Source organism: Aeromonas sp. 25-AL00135, assembly GCF_054052385.1.
Window position 1 is genome coordinate 196290 of record NZ_JBSTYQ010000005.1, and the last position, 16281, is coordinate 212570.

At 56.9% G+C, this 16281-nt stretch carries 12 protein-coding genes and 1 pseudogene; 8 read left to right on the plus strand and 5 right to left on the minus strand.

Going from position 1 to position 16281, the window contains the following annotated elements; all coding sequences use genetic code 11:
* Positions 1-253: 253 nt before the first annotated feature.
* Complete coding sequence (locus tag ACW5XC_RS06385; protein WP_143182513.1) at positions 254-1048, plus strand: hypothetical protein; 795 nt, start codon at positions 254-256, stop codon at positions 1046-1048.
* Between the two features lie 330 nt (positions 1049-1378).
* On the opposite strand, the gene ACW5XC_RS06390 is transcribed toward ACW5XC_RS06385, so the two are convergent.
* Both ACW5XC_RS06390 and ACW5XC_RS06395 read right to left on the minus strand, forming a co-directional pair.
* Positions 1379-2206, minus strand: coding sequence for a bifunctional transcriptional activator/DNA repair enzyme AdaA (locus ACW5XC_RS06390; RefSeq protein ID WP_042055758.1), 828 nt, complete (start codon positions 2204-2206; stop codon positions 1379-1381).
* A gap of 51 nt (positions 2207-2257) precedes the next feature.
* The gene (locus ACW5XC_RS06395; protein WP_042055761.1) at positions 2258-3022 is read right to left on the minus strand and encodes an SDR family oxidoreductase; all 765 of its coding nucleotides are present in this window, start codon (positions 3020-3022) and stop codon (positions 2258-2260) included.
* A 321-nt stretch (positions 3023-3343) separates the two neighbouring features.
* On the opposite strand from ACW5XC_RS06395, the gene ACW5XC_RS06400 reads away from it, so the two are divergent.
* Together ACW5XC_RS06400 and ACW5XC_RS06405 are read left to right on the plus strand one after the other, a co-directional pair.
* A complete protein-coding gene (locus ACW5XC_RS06400) occupies positions 3344-4714 on the plus strand; it encodes a leucine-rich repeat-containing protein kinase family protein (RefSeq protein ID WP_042055763.1) in 1371 nt (456 codons plus the stop codon).
* Between the two features lie 282 nt (positions 4715-4996).
* Positions 4997-5644 (plus strand): thiopurine S-methyltransferase, encoded by a 648-nt coding sequence (locus tag ACW5XC_RS06405; protein ID WP_042055766.1) that lies wholly within the window; start codon positions 4997-4999, stop codon positions 5642-5644.
* Between the two features lie 332 nt (positions 5645-5976).
* Here ACW5XC_RS06405 and ACW5XC_RS06410 read toward each other — a convergent pair whose 3' ends face one another.
* Positions 5977-8763: an insulinase family protein gene (locus tag ACW5XC_RS06410; protein ID WP_042055768.1), complete on the minus strand. Its 2787-nt coding sequence runs from the start codon at positions 8761-8763 to the stop codon at positions 5977-5979.
* A 162-nt stretch (positions 8764-8925) separates the two neighbouring features.
* Here ACW5XC_RS06410 and sixA point away from each other — a divergent pair, with 162 nt between their 5' ends.
* The 3 genes and pseudogenes from sixA (at position 8926) to ACW5XC_RS06425 (ending at position 10814) form a co-directional block, all read left to right on the plus strand.
* Entirely contained in the window at positions 8926-9393 is a 468-nt protein-coding gene (gene sixA / locus ACW5XC_RS06415; protein WP_005351311.1) for a phosphohistidine phosphatase SixA, read from the plus strand.
* A 133-nt stretch (positions 9394-9526) separates the two neighbouring features.
* A complete protein-coding gene (locus ACW5XC_RS06420) occupies positions 9527-9733 on the plus strand; it encodes a DUF1107 domain-containing protein (RefSeq protein ID WP_005336998.1) in 207 nt (68 codons plus the stop codon).
* Positions 9734-9897: 164 nt separating this feature from the next.
* Positions 9898-10814, plus strand: a pseudogene (locus ACW5XC_RS06425) (DMT family transporter).
* A gap of 160 nt (positions 10815-10974) precedes the next feature.
* Here the strand turns inward: ACW5XC_RS06425 and ACW5XC_RS06430 are convergent.
* Positions 10975-11460, minus strand: coding sequence for a cell division inhibitor (locus ACW5XC_RS06430; protein ID WP_005333614.1), 486 nt, complete (start codon positions 11458-11460; stop codon positions 10975-10977).
* Positions 11461-11690: 230 nt separating this feature from the next.
* Here ACW5XC_RS06430 and ACW5XC_RS06435 point away from each other — a divergent pair, with 230 nt between their 5' ends.
* Together ACW5XC_RS06435 and ACW5XC_RS06440 are read left to right on the plus strand one after the other, a co-directional pair.
* On the plus strand, positions 11691-11888 hold the full coding sequence (locus ACW5XC_RS06435) for a DUF4250 domain-containing protein (protein WP_042055771.1): 198 nt from the start codon (positions 11691-11693) through the stop codon (positions 11886-11888).
* A gap of 375 nt (positions 11889-12263) precedes the next feature.
* A complete protein-coding gene (locus tag ACW5XC_RS06440) occupies positions 12264-14738 on the plus strand; it encodes a glycogen/starch/alpha-glucan phosphorylase (RefSeq protein WP_042055774.1) in 2475 nt (824 codons plus the stop codon).
* A gap of 63 nt (positions 14739-14801) precedes the next feature.
* On the opposite strand, the gene ACW5XC_RS06445 is transcribed toward ACW5XC_RS06440, so the two are convergent.
* A complete protein-coding gene (locus ACW5XC_RS06445; RefSeq protein WP_005333606.1) occupies positions 14802-16184 on the minus strand; it encodes an SLC13 family permease in 1383 nt (460 codons plus the stop codon).
* Between the last annotated feature and the right edge of the window lie 97 nt (positions 16185-16281).

Here is a 16281-nt window from a genome sequence, read left to right on the forward strand (position 1 = left end):
GGCACTAGCATTGTAATTCATTCATTGTTTTATTTAAAATAAAAGTTGTGTTATAAGAATAGGTTAAAATACCTGTGGATGTCTGGTAAGATTATGGTTTTAAAATATATTTTTGGCGGTTATAAAGACGGGGGAGTTATACTGATGACTCTACTCGCTGATTTACATAGCCTATTACACAATAACTGTTAGAACAAACAATATGCTCTGTCTCGACTTGCCAAACTCAATGTACGTTGTATGGGAAAGCATTGTGAACTTCCTTAATTCGTCCTTTATAAGCGCGTTTTTATCCGCGCTAGCTGGCGCGGGACTCGGCGTTTGGGGGGCGCAAAAACTTGCGGAACGATCGGCTAGGGCCAAAGAGCTCCTTGAAGCATTACGACAGGCAAATGCTATAGTCGTTTTAGCATCGACAATTGCTAATCAAGCTCTTTCGGTAAAGAAGCAGCAAATTAAGCCACTCTCTGACCAATATTTTAAAGATCGTGAGGTTGCCGAAGCCTTACAGAGTAACTTTGTAGGCGTTGCGCCTGTGCAGCCTATCAGCTTCCAAATTCAACTAACGAAGATCACTCCGCTGACTCTTCCAATCGAAACACTCAAGAACTTGACGTTTTCCGCCCAACTCATGCCTGGACGGGCACTAGCACTGGTCTCGATGGTTGAGCAATCAATTACCGATCTTACGCATGCTCTCAACACCCGGTCAGAGATGATCGATGCTTTTCATAAAGCAAATCTTTCATCCCAGATTCTCTGCCTTGACTACTTCGGATTGAAGCGGCCTGACGGAAATATGAATGCCATGTATCACGACACTATGGTCGCTGTTTCTCAGAACACAGATGATGTCGCCTTTTTCAGTACAGAGCTCGCCGAGGAGCTTCAGGCTCACGCGTTGCGTATGCGCGAAAAGCTGCTCCAGATTCGACGTGAAGCCCCAAAAGCCAACGCTATAGATTTCTCTGGTCCACGCCAGTCTGGGCTAATGCCACCTAGGGAAAACTATGAATCTTGGTTATCAGGCTTCAAGTCTCAGGATTGAGGGACACGCTCTAACACTTGATTAAGCCGACATACCGTAGGGTGCAATGAAATTGCATCGCTAATTTGATGCTTCATTTTTTGCACAAAAGCCGCTCGGCAAACGGTGCAATGCGCTGCGCTTATTGCATCCTACGTCTCTTCGTCAATTCGCTGGGGTGTCGCTGAGCACCATACCTCGCCAAAGCAGCAAAAGGGGCGATTTGCGCCCCGATTCTTCTGATCTCCCTGCTTTATATCGCCGCCCGCTGTCTGGCGTGGCCTGATTGTCTGCTGACTCACTACCAAGATGCCTGTTTTCCTCATTAGGCCGGACAGAAAAAGGCCACCTTCACTCATACCTCGCCGCTTCCCAGGCGTTTATCGCCTGTTTGCGGGTCTCGCCCCAGTGATAGCCGCCGAGTTTGCCGTTTTGCTGGATGACTCTGTGGCAGGGGATCATCAAGGCGACGGGGTTGGCGCCCACCGCCAGCCCCACGGCGCGGGCGGCCTTGGGGTTGCCGATGGCGCTTGCCACCTGGGCGTAGCTCACCACCTTGGCGGGCGGGATCTGCAGCAGCGCCCGCCAGACGCTGATCTGAAAGTTGGTGCCGCTCACGTGCAGCGAGATGGGGCGATCTGGCGCCTTGCTGCCATCGAACATGGTGTGGATGACCCCTTGGGTGCGTGATGGCGCCTCCCTAAGTTCTGCCTCTGGCCAGTTGCGGGCGAGGGTGGCCAGCGGCACCTCTGGGGCCTTTTCATCGAGAAACGAGAAGTTGCACACCCCTCGCGGGGTCAGTGCGACGAATGCCTGGCCGAAGGGGGTGTCGTGCACCCCGTGATCGATAACCAGCCCGGCCCCGCGCTGCTTGTACTCGCCCGGCGTCACCGCTTCGAGCTGCACGAAGTGATCGTAGAGCCGCGAGCCGCTGCTAAGGCCCAGGGTATCGGCCACCTCCAGCAGGGGGCGCGACTCCTGCAGCAGCGCCTTGGCCCGCTCCAGGGTCAGCACCTGCAGATAGCGTTTGGGCGTCACTCCGGCCCAGCGGCTGAACAGCCGCTGGAAGTGAAAGGGACTTAAGTGAACGTGCGCCGCTATCTCGTCCAGAGTGGGCTGGCGCTCCACCTGACTTGCGATAAAACGGATGGCATCGGCGATGCGGGCGTAATCAGACATAAGGCGCTCTCACGATAAGGTTTCGGTCGCAGGATCTTGGGGGCGGCAACGTCATGTGCGACAAATTGATACCCCACCATCGGCCAGCAAGGCAATGCCGGTGGTAAAGCTGGATGCATCGGACGCGAGATAAAGGGCCGAGTGGGCGATCTCCTCCGGTTGTGCCAGCCGTTTGAGGGCATGCATATTCTGCACAAAGGCGAGGCTCTCTGGCGTATTGGCAAAAGCCCGCCCCATGGGAGTGTCGGTGCCCCCCGGCAGCAGGGCGTTGACCCGAATCCCTTGTGCCCCATATTCGGCAGCCAGCACCCGGGTCAGGCCAATGAGGCCTGCCTTGCTCGCCGCATAGGCCGCCATACCGGGCAGCCCCAGGGTATGGCCGACAAAGGTAGAGGTAAAAATAAGCGAGCCGCCGCCACGCGCCAGCATGGCGGGGATCTGGTACTTGGCTCCCACAAAGGCGCTGGTGAGGTTGGTATCCAGAATTTCCTGCCACTGCGCCAGTTCAAGCTCCTCTACGCTGCCCGGCGTGCCAGTGGTACCTGCGTTGTTGAAGGCGATATCGAGCCTGCCGAAACGGGTTAACGCGAGATCAACAAGAGCGCGGGCGTAACTCTCGCTTTTCACATCTCCCGCCAGACTCACCGCCTGGCCCCCCTCGTGGCGGATCTCCTCCACCAGCAGATCCAGCTCGGGCTGGCGGCGGGCGCCGACGACGACGCAAGCCCCTTCGCGGGCAAACAGGATGGCGCTGGCGCGACCGATGCCGGAGCTGGCGCCGGTGATGATGGCGACCTTGTTAGACAGTAATGACATGGCAGTTCCCTCGCTGAGTGTGTTGTGTGCCAGCTAAGTGGCGCACAAGGTTGGTTGTGGATTGGAATCCCAATAGGTTCCAACCGACTTGGGTTTGGCCCCCACTATGGCAACCACTCCTCGCTGGAACGACCCGAATCTTGCTCTCTTTCTCTCCCACTCGTTTTGCTACATGTCGATACAGGCCTTTGCGGCAACAAAAGGGGAGAACTGAGCCCCGAATTCTTTATAATGCCCCCCTTTAAAACCGCCGGACCCGGGTTTGGCGCGCGCTGATGGTCGCTGTGCCATCAGGCAGATCATCAGGATTGAGAAACGGTTATGCATACTCTGGAACAGCTGCGCGCAGGTGAACTGTGCGGTGCCCGCCATCTGAAGCTATCTGAAAACCTGACGGAGTTCCCCACCGAGATTTTGAGCCTGAAAGAGACGCTGGAGGTGCTGGATTTAACCGGCAACCAGCTGAACTCGCTCCCCGACGAGCTGGCCGGGTTTGGCAAACTGCGCATCATCTTCTGCTCCGAGAACCGCTTTACCGAGCTACCCGAGGTGCTGGGGCGCTGCCCGGCGCTAACCATGGTGGGTTTTAAGGCCAACCAGATCGACACAGTTTCGGCCAAGGCGCTGCCCGCCGGTTTGCGCTGGCTGATCCTGACCGATAACGCGGTGGAACAGTTGCCTGATGAGCTGGGTCAGTGCGACGCCCTGCAAAAGTTGATGCTGGCGGGCAACCGCCTGCGCGAGCTGCCCGCAAGTCTTGCCAACTGCCGCAATCTGGAGCTGCTGCGCATCGCTGCCAACCGCATCGAACGCTTCCCCGAGTGGCTGCTCTCGCTGCCGCGCCTTTCATGGCTTGCCTACTCCGGCAACCCCTTTAGCGAAGGGGAGGAGGCGCGGGCCATCGATGATGCCCATGTCACGCCGATTGCCTGGGAGACGCTGGCGCTGGGCGAGCTGCTGGGGCAGGGAGCATCCGGCGTTATCCATCGCGCCACCCTAGTGGCTAATCCTGCTGATGAAGTGACTCAGGCGAGCGATAGAGGCGATGATAGTCAGGTGGCGGTCAAGCTGTTCAAGGGGGCGGTGACCAGCGATGGCTTGCCCCAGTGCGAGATGGCGGCGTCGCTGGCGGCGGGCACTCATCCCAACCTTATCAAGGTGATAGGCAAGGTGGCGGATCACCCCTCCGGCATTCCGGCGCTGGTGATGGAGCTGATCGATCCGGCCTTTGCCAATCTGGCCGGGCCGCCGAGTCTGGACTCCTGCACCCGGGATGTCTATCCCGCAGGGTTGCGCCTGAGTGTGCCGGATGCGCTGGCGATGGCCCACGGCATCGCCTCGGTGGCGGGCCATCTACACCGCGCGGGCATCATGCACGGGGACCTCTACGGCCACAATATTCTGTTTACCCGCGGGCCTGACGCGCCGGCTCACGCCCTGCTGGGGGATTTTGGTGCCGCCTCTTTGTATGAGCGCAGCAACCGCGAGCGGGCCGTGGGCCTTGAGCGACTGGAAGTGCGCGCCTTTGGTTGCCTGCTGGAGGAGCTGCAGGCCCATTGCGATACGCAAGACTCACCGCTCGATGGGTTGCATCAGCTCAAAGCGGCCTGCCTCTCGGAACTCCCTGCCGATCGTCCCGATTTTGCTTATATCGAGCGTCAGCTGGCGGCCGCTCGCGCCACGCTGTCGTGATCTTCCTGGCGTTGGCGAGCACGTTTGGCCTGCCAACGTCATTCCCTTTATTCATTCATCGCCATACACCCATGACGTTTTTGCATGGGTTGGTATACCTCTGTCCGTCATAAACGTACCCAATAGCGCTCATTGCGACAGCGAGGCGCACGGCAAGGGGATGTCCCATCATTCGCCCGATAACACGCAGAGACTGCGCGGCAAAAAGGGGAGGGCAGAGGGTTGCGCGGTGCCGGTTAAGTTGTGATATTGAGGCATCTTTAGTACAGAAGGGTAATAACGATGGAAGCTGCGTTTTGGCATCAGCGTTGGGAAGAGAACCGGATTGGCTTTCATCAGGCGGACTTCAACCACTGGCTGCAATCCTGGTGGTCGGCCCAGCAAGCGGACGAGCCGGTGCTGGTTCCCCTGTGCGGCAAGTCCCGCGACATGCTCTGGCTGAGCGCTCAGGGCCATCCGGTCGACGGTTTCGAGCTATCGAGCCTTGCCATCAGCCAGTTCTTCAGTGAAAACCAGCTCGCCGCGACTGTGAGCGAAGTGGGCCCTTATCAGTGCCATCAGGTGGACAGCCTGCGCATTTTTCAGGGGGATTTTTTCGCCGCCCCCATTCTGGGTCGCCGTTACCGGCTGGTCTATGACCGCGCGGCGCTGATCGCCCTGCCGACCGCGATGCGCCGCCAGTATGCAGCCCTGATCAGTTCGCTGGTCGAGACCGGTGGCCAGATCCTGCTGGTGACCCTTGAATATCAGCCGGAGCAGCAGAGTCAGCCCCCCTTCTCGGTGGGGGAGATGGAGGTTCGGGCGCTGTTCGAACGGGACTTTCGTATCGAGGTGCTGGGGCGCGCTGCCGAGGTGGATCACCCGCGGGTGCTGTCGGGTCAGCTCTCCTACTTCGATGAGGTAGCCTACCGGCTGGTTCGCCGGGGTTAACGGGCAGCTAACGGTCAGGCAAAGGGTGATCTGCGCCGACAAATCGTCGGGCTGTGCGCTCTTCGCTACCTCCTTTGACGTAGATCAACGTGACTGGCAGGGGGAGTGCCTAATATGAGGCTGTTTCTCAATCACTGTTGGCATTGCAAAGCGAGTATCGGGTCTTTCCCGCTTGCTGATCAGCAACTCAGTGTCTGATTTTCACGCTCATGTTCACTTTTGGCGGCTTTGGTCGCAATTGTTATGGTTTTTCCAGCCGACCCTGATGGGTCGGCTTTTTATTGCCTGCGATATGCCGTGGGAATGGAAAAACGGGGGATGTCGAGGCCTGATCAGGCCTCGAAGGTGGCGGCATTGAGCCGAAATGCCCGTGGATCGTCGATAAACTGGCCGGTGATCCGCTCGTCATGTTCGTGCCCCTGACCATAGCTGCAGAGGATCAGCCGATCGGAGGTGCGCGAGCGCAGTTGGGTGATAAAGCGCACCAGATCGGCGCGGCTCAACTTGCCCACCTCGTCGCAGACTCTTTCGCGCTGATCAAACCCCAGATCCTTGTTGCCGATGCTGACCCACAGCCGCTGGCCGCGACTGCGCAGGTTGGCATCCCGCTCACTGAGCTGGGCTTGCAGCCCCGCCTTGCTCTCTTGCCACTGCTGCTCGGTAAATTCGAGCATGGCGAGTGGGAAGAGGTCGATAAACTCCTCCACCGCATCGAGCAGGATCTGCGGCCCCGCCACCGGCGACTGGATATAGAAGATCAGGCCCGGATGGCGATTGAGGGGCAGGTTGCCGGCACCCACCACATACCCCAGTTGCTGGCGGGTGCGCAGCTCGTGGAAGAAGGTGGAGGACATGATGTGGTTCGCCAGGGTGAAGCAGGCGAGATCCCGCGCCCGGATGGTGCGGGACTGGTAGTAGACCAGGAGCGCCGAGTCTTCGTGATCGCAGCCCTGCTCGCGAATAAGGGTGCCCCTGTCCTGAATGGAGATGAGCGGGCGGCGGGTCTCGCCGCTCGGCTTGCTGCTGGTGCCATTGATGTCACTCAGGTGACGCTCCATCAGGGCTGCAAGCTCCAGCGCTTCGGCGGCAGTCCAGTCGCCGTGTACCAGCGCCTCGACATGCACCTCGCCAAACAGCTGGGCCACGAAGCCGGGCATCTCCTCCAGCTCGACGGTGCGCAGGTGGCGCAGCAACTGCTCGAACGGCGGGTTGTTGGGTTGCAGCAAACTGGTGAGCTGGTTAAAGAGCTGGGAGATGGGGCGCGCCTTGGACTGGTTATCCCAGTTGCGGATGAGCTGCTCCTTGATCTCGGCGAAGCGGCCCGGATCCGGATACCCCAGGGTGCGGTTGCCGAGGATCATGTCGAGCAACAGCGGCTGCTTGTCGGCAAAGCCGCTCAGGTTGATGGTAAAGCCCCCCTGATGGGCATAGATCTGGTAACCCAGTCCCGCCAGCTCCGCCGGATAGGTGAGGGCGTTGAGGTGGTCGGCCAACAGCTCCACGGCGAGGCGCGCCATGGCGATATTGCGCGGATTTTTGACCGCATGTTCGCTGTCGATGGAGATATAGAGATTGCCCTTGGGCACGCTGAACAGGTGCTCATGGAGGTGCCATAGGCGAAAACCGGGGCGATCGATAAGGCAGGCGGGCATGTCGGCGGCAAGCTCTGGCGTGCGCGGATCGAGCCGGCTGCTGATAAAGGGGTTGGGCTTGGGCAGCGCCAGCGCCGGATCGGGCTCGCTCTGCTGCCAGCGAATTTTCTCGGCCTCGGTAATGGTTGTCACGCTGTAGGGGGTCTGATACCAGCGGGCCAGCCGATCGGTCGCCACTTCCGGCGCAGTGATGGTGATACGCAGGTTGTGCGGGGTGAGCTTGGCGAGGAAGCGGCGGATCAGCCCCTCGTCATATTCGCGCATCATGTAGTCGCCGTAGAGCAGATCCTCTGGTTTGTAGCTAAAGAGGTTGAGCACCAGCCCCGACACCGTATCGAGGGGGCGGCCGCGCTCCTGAAAGCGGAACGCCGATTCGAGCACGGTCCGTTTTTCGTCGTAGCGCCAGCTCTGCAGCCCTTCGCGGCCAATCAGTTTCAGATAACCAAACAGGGCGGCGAGGATGTCATCCACATGCTCAAGGCCCAGAGGGGTGAGGCCGAAGTTGACGCCAAAATCCTTGAAGTTGGCGCCGCTGATGCCACCACCTGCCGAGAGCTGGTTGACCCAGCCTTTCGCCTTGAGCAGGGAGAGCAGGCTGCCATCCCCCTCGTAGCCAATCAGATGGCTCAGGAAGGTGAGGGGCTTTTTGTCGTAAAACTCGTCCACATTGGGCAAGGGGAAGCTCAGCGACAGCTTGCGGGTCTCCTTGACCGGATTGATGTGGATGCGCACGCCGAGATCATCGAGCCGGTAGAGTGGCATGGTGAGGGTCGGGGTTCCCAAATTGCGATTCAAAATGGGAGCAAAGTAGCGACAGCACCACTGCAACTGGGTATCGATGGATTCCGGCGAGATCATCACCAGCGCCATGCGATCCGCGCTGTAGTGGCTTTCGTAAAAACGGATAAGGTCGGAGCGCAGATCCCGCCCCGGCAGATCGGCCAGGGTATCGAGGTTGCCCACCGAGAACTTGGAGAAGGGGTGTGCCGGGTTGACCGTCTCTTTATGCACCTGATAGCTGCGGCGCATATCGTCCTGCAGCTTGAGGCGATACTCGGAGTCGACCGCGTTGCGCTCCTTGTCCACCCACTCCGGATCAAACGTGGGGCAGATAAAGAATTGGGAGAAGCGATCCAGCCCCGCTTCGAAGAAGCCGTTGTCGATCTCGAAGAAGAAGTTGGTGAACTCGGTACCGGTCCAGGCGTTGTTGCTGCCGCCATGACGGCTCATAAATTGCTGGTACTCACCAGGCTTGGGGTAGGTGCAGGTGCCGAGAAACAGCATGTGCTCCAGAAAATGGGCCATTCCCTGCCGGTCGGCGGGATCGTCAAAATGGCCGGTATTGACCGCCAGCGAGGCGGCAGATTTGTCGGTGTCGGGATCACAAATCAACAAGACCCTGAGCCGGTTGGCCAGCTCCAGAAAATGGTATTGCCGATGGTCATTGGGACTGGCATATGGGCTCATTGGCGTGTGACTCACGTTGGATTTATTTGAATTTAAACATGATTATCGACCCCGCTATCCCGTCAGGCAAACCCTTTTCTGAGAGGTAGCGCAATTGTTTCCACACCCGTGGCGGGGTAAGATCCCCCGGCTATCAAAACAGGCCCGTTGGGCGAGGTTGTAATGAAGATCTATATCATGCGTCATGGCCAGGCTGGCATGAATGCGAAAACAGATGAACAGCGTCCATTGACCGAGCAGGGTATTGAAGAGTCTATCCAGATGGCCCGCTGGCTGGCGCCTCAGCTGATTGGCCCGCTGGATCGGGTGATCCACAGCAACTATCTGCGGGCACGCCAGACCTGGCAAGCCATATGCAGTGAATTGCCTGACGCAGCAGCCGTTGAAGAGAGTGGCGACATTACCCCTTACGGTGATCCCGCTTTCGTGGCCAGCTACCTCACCACTTTGGCGCAGCAACATGACCAGATCCTGATGGTCAGCCATCTGCCGCTGGTGGGTTATCTGGTGCAAAGCCTCTGCCCGGCCGCAGGAGCACCCATGTTCGCCACCTCGGGGATCGCCTGTATCGAGTGGCACGATGGCAAAGGAGCCTTGCTCTGGCTCGAAGGGCCGCATACAATAGGCTAAAAGTTAATAAAAAGTTATGGATTGAATTTTTTGGGAAGAGATGGGCGAGTTTTCCGGATTTTTATAAATACTTTACGGAATTAATTCGCAGAAGCTGCTGTCATACGGATACAACTGCAAGAGGTTGCAAACGATGAGAGTGTTCAAGAAGTACCTGCCACTGATGGTGGCAAAGCATGTCAAAACCTTCTTTAAAGGTCGGATTTACATCCATGGTCGGGGGCGGTTTGATTTCCAATCCGGTTTGTTGCTGATGCCGAATCCGGCGGATATTCCCCACCGCCAGACAGTCACCGAGGTCAACGAGCTGATCTCCAGACTGCACATGGATGCCGCGTGATGCGCTTCTGAACCTGTTTCTGCACTGATATGCCCGCACTTTTGCGGGCATATTTGTTTCTGGCGACTGGCGTTCACCATGTGGCTGTTCAGGCCCACATCTTTGTTTCTCTTCCATCGCCCCCTATACTGGCCCGCTGTTGTCTCTTCGGTCTGGATCCTCTCATGCCCCTTGCCTTTCTGTTTCCCTTCTCCTGCATTGCCATTTGGGCTGGCAATGGCATCGTCAGCAAACTGGCGGTTGGCGTTTTGTCTCCTGCAGCCTTGGCCTGGTCGCGCTGGGTGGTGGCTGCGCTGGTATTAAGTCCGTTTCTGGCCCGTCGGGTATGGCGTGCGCGTGCCCGTCTGCGCGCTGGCCTTTGGCAGATCGCCATGCTGGCTTCGCTGGGCATGGTGCTTAACCAGACTTTTGGTTACTACGCGGCGCAAACGCTGGGTGCCACCGAGATGGGGTTGATGATGGGTCTGACGCCGCTGCTGACCGTGTTGTTCAGCATCTGGCTGCTGCGCGAGCGGCCCACCTGGGGCGCTGTGCTGGGGGCGCTGCTTTCCATCCTTGGCTTGTCTATCTTGCTGGGGCAGGGGGATCCTACCCGGCTGTTCACTCAAGGCATTCATATCGGCTCTGTCTATATGCTGATTTCGGCCGGTACTTATGCCCTTTACAGCGTGCTGCTCAAGAAGTGGGATCTGGGGCTCGACAACTGGTCGTTGCTCTACGGTCAGGTGATCTGCAGTGTGGTGATCCTGACCCCCTTCTTTTTGCTGGTGGATGGCCAGTGGCCGGATGGTCGGGCCCTGTGGCTGATCCTCTATGCCGGTATCCCCACTTCGGCGCTCTCCCCCTGGCTCTGGATGCAGGGGATCGCCCTGCTCGGCGCCAACCGTACCGCCATCTTTATGAACCTGCTGCCGGTGATGACGGCTGGCCTTGCCATCACCCTGCTGGGTGAGCGGTTGACCAGCTATCACCTGATCGGGGGGGGCTGACCCTGCTGGGGGTCTTGCTGGCACAGCTGCTGGTGCGTCCGGTGGTGATGGGTCGCCGCCGGGTAATGCTGGCTCCTTGTCCCGAAGAGTAATCTTGCTGTGAAAGCGTAGATGGGCCCAATGGCCCGCTTGGCCGCCAATGAAAAGCGCCTGCAGCAATGCAGGCGCTTTTCATTTTGCTGGGATTTTACTGAGTAATGATGGCAATGGCTTTGTCGTTGCAGCCATGCCCAAGAATGGCCAAATTTTAACTTAGTGATTTAGATAGATATCTTGCTCTGCATACGCCAGCAGAGGTGTGCCGAGGTTAGTCCGTTTCGCGCCAAAGAAGCGGGTGAGTACGCCAGATTGCTGTCCCAGTCGCTGCAGCTTGACGTGATCCAGCTCGATCTGCTCAGGCAGCCAGGTAAATACGGCGGCGCAGTGACCATTGCCCAGACTGCGCTCCAGGGTTTGCTGCCAGTTCTTGATTTTGGGGCTATGTACCACCAGCACTCTCTTGGGATCGATACCTCGCTCTTCCAGACGGCTGACTGTGGGGCGTCCCGGCGGGGCGATCAGCAAGATCCAGCCGGTATGAGCCTCCCCAAGCTTTGTCAGCTCGCTCAGAAACTGATCATCAGACTGGATAGTCACACCATAATGAGCCAACTCCGCTTTGCAGGCGGTTCTGGTGGGCCAGGGCTTGCTCATGACACGATTCATCGCAAAGGGCAGTGAGTGCAGGGGCTGGTTCATATATGGGGTTCCTGTATGAATATCCAAGCTGTATGTGTATACAGTAGTTATATCCTGTGGCAGTGACAAGGTGTTTTTGCTGAAAAATGTGATGGTGTTGGCATGTGTCGTTAGTAAGGTTATGTTTTTAAACACTATTTAATATAAAGCTGGTTGGGTGTTTTTCGTACTATGGACAAACCTTGCGTAACCGCCCATGGTTATACAGGTCATTTACAGGAGGTGCCGCCATGGATATCAGTACCTTGCAACATCTTGATGCCAACATCTTGCTGGGCATCATCAATGAGAAGCTAAGGCTTGAGTGTGACGGGTTGGAGGAGCTGCTGGCCTATTACGATATGAGTGAAGAGCAGTTGGCAGGACGTCTGGATCAGATTGGGTACCATTACGATCCATTGAGTAATCAGTTCAAGGCACATCTTTAAGGGTGCAATGATTGCTTCATATTTATACGGTAATTTTTCAGGCACATTGAAACCGGTTTCAATGTGCCGTCTTGCTGCCTATTTTCAGGGATTTTCAAGGCTTGGCAATCTCTGAAAACCTATTCATGCCAGAATATTTTTATTGTTTCATTAAGTTTATGATAATAAAGGGAATGCTTGTTTTTATGCGATCAATTAAAGGAAAGGGTTTTCAAGCTTTTCAGGCTGTTTTTATCGGTTAAAGTGTGACTTGCGTTAACTTTTAATTCTGCCGCTTTAGTTAGTATTCTCACGCCGGTACATATTTTGAGATAACAACAGCGCCGGTCCCGCAAGCGGGATAACAATTTTATTTGTAACGAAGGAATATGGTTTATGGCTACCAAGAAGAAGACAGACCAGGATCTCCAACTGGATAAAGATCAGCTCAAGGCGAGTATCGTGCGTCACCTGCGTTCTACCTTGGGAACAAGCGAACAGAAAGCCTCTCCCGAAGCGTGGTGGAAAGCCACTGCGGCGGCCGTCAATGAACAGGTGTACGAGCGCCTGACCCGCACTCAGCAGACTCATTTCAAGAAAGATACTCGTGCGATTCACTATCTCTCTGCTGAATTCCTGATGGGACGATTGACTTCCAACAACCTGCACAACCTCTCCCTCTACAAGACTTGCGAAGAGGCGCTGGGCGAACTCGGTCTGGAACTGACCGACCTGTGCGAACAAGAGCCGGACATGGCACTTGGCAACGGCGGCCTGGGTCGTCTGGCTGCCTGCTTTATCGACTCGCTGGCCACTCTGAACTATCCGGCGGTTGGTTACGGTATCCACTACGAACACGGTCTGTTCCGTCAGGAAATCCAGGATGGCCGCCAGATCGAGCGTCCGGACTCCTGGCGTGAATATGGCAACCCCTGGGAGATCTGCCGTCCCGAGTCGGTGCAAGAAGTGCCGCTCTATGGCTACGTCGAGACCGTGTTTGGTGACAATGGCGGCCTGAAGAAGGTATGGCACGCCGGTCGCAAGATTAAAGGGGTGCCTTGGGATATTCCGGTGGTCGGTTTTGGCGGTCATACCGTCAACATCCTGCGTCTGTGGGAATCCCGCGCCTCCGAGTTTTTCGATTGGGATGTGTTCAACGCTGGTGGTTATATCGACTCCCAGGCTGAAAAAGCCCAGGCCGAGACCATCTCCAAGGTACTCTATCCGAACGATGAGACCGATGCTGGTAAAGAGCTGCGTCTGATCCAGCAGTACTTCTTCTGTGCTTGCTCCATCAAGGACATCATGCGCCGCTACAAGCGGGTCCATGGCAGTGACTTCAGCAACTTTGCCGCGCAAATTGCCATTCAGCTCAATGATACTCACCCGACTGTCGCCATCCCGGAACTGATGCGGGTGCTGGTTGACGAGGAAGATCTGAACTGGGATGCCGCCTGGGCCATCTGCTATCAGGTCTTCTCTTATACCAACCACACTCTGCTGCCGGAAGCGCTGGAGAAGTGGTCGGTCAGCCTGTTCGAGAAAGTACTGCCTCGCCATCTGGAGGTGATTTACGAGATCAACGCCCGCTTCCTGAACGAGTTGGTGGAGCCCAAGTGGCCGGGCAACGATGCTATCAAAGCCAAGCTCTCCATCATCGAAGAGGGAGATGTGCGCAAGGTTCGCATGGGCAACCTGTGCGTGATCGGTTCGTCCAAAGTGAACGGTGTGGCCGAGATCCACTCCAAGCTGGTGAAGGAAGATCTTTTCCCCGAGTATGCCGAGCTGTGGCCGGAAAAAATGTGCAACGTGACCAACGGGGTGACCCCGCGTCGCTGGCTGCTGGCGTGCAACCCGGAACTGGCTGGCCTCTACAACGAAGTGGTGGGCAAGGAGTGGCCGCTGCAACTGGACAAACTGCGTGGCGTGGTGAAGTTTGCCGACGACAAGGCGTTCCAGCAGCAGTTCATGACCATCAAGCGTCACAACAAAGAGAAGCTGGTCAAGGTCATCAAAGACGAAACAGGTATCGATGTCAGTGCCGAGGCGATCTTTGACGTTCAGATCAAGCGTCTGCACGAGTACAAGCGCCAGCAGCTGAACCTCATTCACATCATGGCACTCTATCGTCGTCTGCTGGCCAACCCGGACTATGACATGCATCCGCGCGTGTTTATCTTCGGCTCCAAAGCGGCGCCCGGTTACAAGCTGGCCAAAGACATCATCTATGCCATCAACAAGCTGGCGGATCGGGTCAACAACGATGCTCGTATCCAGGGCAAGCTGAAAGTGGTGTTCATGCCGAACTACCGCGTGAGTCTGGCCGAGAAGCTGATCCCGGCGGCAGATGTCTCCGAGCAGATCTCTACAGCAGGTTATGAAGCATCCGGTACCGGCAACATGAAGATGGCACTCAACGGTGCAATCACCATCGGGACGCTGGATGGAGCCAACATCGAGATCGCTGAAGAGGCGGGTGCCGAAAACTGTGCCATCTTCGGTCTGAACGTGGACGAAGTGAAGTCGCTGAAGGCGCGCGGTTACAACCCGTACGACTTCTACTATGCCAACTCCGAGCTCAAAGCCGTGCTGGACTGGTTTGATACCGACTACTTCACGCCTGGTCGTCCGGGTGAACTGGCTTCCATCAAGCGCTCCTTGCTGGAAGGGGGAGACCCTTACCTGACCCTGGCGGACTTCCAGTCCTACTCGGATGCACACAAGCTGATCGATACCTGGTATCGGGATCCGGCACTGTGGGCGAAGAAGGCCATCATCAACTCGGCCACCATGGGCAAGTTCAACTCCGACCGCTCCATTCAGGACTATGTGGATCGGATCTGGGATCTGAAGGCCTGCAACATCAGCTAATCGGATTCATAAATGAGAAAACCCCCGCAATGCGGGGGTTTTTGTTTATTGGGGGAAGCTGGATCAAAGGATATCGCCAACAAAGTAGGCCAGCAGGGCGAGCAACACGGTAAAGACAACGTTCAGAGCCATACCGGCTTTCATCATCTCCCTTTGGCGGATGTGGCCACTGGCAAAGACGATGGCATTGGGCGGCGTGGCGACTGGCAGCATAAAGGCACAGGAGGCACCGATAGCGATCAACACCGACATCACCACAGGTGATACACCCAGCGCCTCGGCGACACCGGCAAACAGGGGAACCAACAGTGCGGCGGTGGCGGTGTTGGAGACCAGCTCGGTCAGGAACACCACGAAGGCGGCCAGCATAAGCAACACGACAAAAATGTTGGCGTTGGAGAGTACGGCCGACAGATGGCTGGCCAGGAATGCGCTGGTACCAGTGGCCTTGAGAATGGCGCTCAGGGTCAGACCGCCGCCAAACAGCATCAGCACGCCCCAGTCGGTGTTCTGGTTGACGTCATCCCAGCTGGCGACACGGCTGACCACGATGGCCACGATGGCGCCCATGGCAATCAGGGTGTCGAGTTGCGGAATACCGCCAAAGGCGTTGGAGATGGGTTGTGATCCGATCCAGAGCACAACGGTGGTCAGGAAGATTGCCAGCGTCACTTTACGCTCGCGGGTCCAGTTGATGGTGACATCCTGGATCTCGACGCGGTGGCTGAGACGCGGGCGGGTCACCAGATAGAGCAGGGCAATGCCGCAGGGCATCAGGATCAGCACAACTGGAACACCGAATTTCATCCAGTCAGTGAAGCCAATCCCCATCTGGGCGGCTGCGATGGCGTTGGGTGGGCTACCCACCAGGGTGCCGATGCCGCCGATACTGGCGCTGTAGGCGATCCCCAGCAATACGAAGACGAAGGTGGCGCGCTCTTTTTTGCTATCGAGGCGTGCCAGCATACCGATCGCCAGTGGCAGCATCATGGCGGTGGTAGCGGTGTTGCTGATCCACATCGACATGGCGGCTGTGATGGTAAAGAGCAGGATGACGCCCCAACCCAGATGACCATTGGCCAGGTGCATCACCTTGCCTGCCATCAGGGTATCCAGTCCCTGTTTTGAGAGGGCTGCCGCGAGGGCGAAACCGCCAAAAAAGAGGAACAGGATCGGGTTGGCAAAATCGGTGAGGGATTTGCTCATGTCAAACACCCCGAGCACGGTAGCCAGCAAGGGCACCAGCAGCGCGGTGATGGTGACGTGCAGTGCTTCGGTCAGCCAGAGGATGGCGATAAAGACCAGAATGCCCAGCCCCTTGTTGACCATGGGGTCAAACGGGAGCCAGGCGAGCATGGCGCAAAGTAGCAAGACATCCAGGATGACGATCCCTGATTTGATGTCCAGCCAGCGAGATGGAGCAGAGGGTACAGCTGATGTGTGCATAATGTTCTCTCGGTTAATTTATGGTTGTTTTTGTGTTGCCGAGATTACATCCATTCACTTGTTTGAAACAGACTCACATGTTGAAAATCAGCCTCTA

Excerpts from the sequence above, each read along its gene's own strand:
- ACW5XC_RS06390 (WP_042055758.1), bottom strand. The coding sequence starts at position 2,206 with ATGTCTGATTACGCCCGCATCGCCGATGCCATCCGTTTTATCGCAAGT.
- ACW5XC_RS06395 (WP_042055761.1), bottom strand. The coding sequence starts at position 3,022 with ATGTCATTACTGTCTAACAAGGTCGCCATCATCACCGGCGCCAGCTCC.
- ACW5XC_RS06400 (WP_042055763.1), top strand. The coding sequence starts at position 3,344 with ATGCATACTCTGGAACAGCTGCGCGCAGGTGAACTGTGCGGTGCCCGC.
- ACW5XC_RS06405 (WP_042055766.1), top strand. The coding sequence starts at position 4,997 with ATGGAAGCTGCGTTTTGGCATCAGCGTTGGGAAGAGAACCGGATTGGC.
- ACW5XC_RS06410 (WP_042055768.1), bottom strand. The coding sequence starts at position 8,763 with ATGAGCCCATATGCCAGTCCCAATGACCATCGGCAATACCATTTTCTG.
- sixA (WP_005351311.1), top strand. The coding sequence starts at position 8,926 with ATGAAGATCTATATCATGCGTCATGGCCAGGCTGGCATGAATGCGAAA.
- ACW5XC_RS06420 (WP_005336998.1), top strand. The coding sequence starts at position 9,527 with ATGAGAGTGTTCAAGAAGTACCTGCCACTGATGGTGGCAAAGCATGTC.
- ACW5XC_RS06430 (WP_005333614.1), bottom strand. The coding sequence starts at position 11,460 with ATGAACCAGCCCCTGCACTCACTGCCCTTTGCGATGAATCGTGTCATG.
- ACW5XC_RS06435 (WP_042055771.1), top strand. The coding sequence starts at position 11,691 with ATGGATATCAGTACCTTGCAACATCTTGATGCCAACATCTTGCTGGGC.
- ACW5XC_RS06440 (WP_042055774.1), top strand. The coding sequence starts at position 12,264 with ATGGCTACCAAGAAGAAGACAGACCAGGATCTCCAACTGGATAAAGAT.
- ACW5XC_RS06445 (WP_005333606.1), bottom strand. The coding sequence starts at position 16,184 with ATGCACACATCAGCTGTACCCTCTGCTCCATCTCGCTGGCTGGACATC.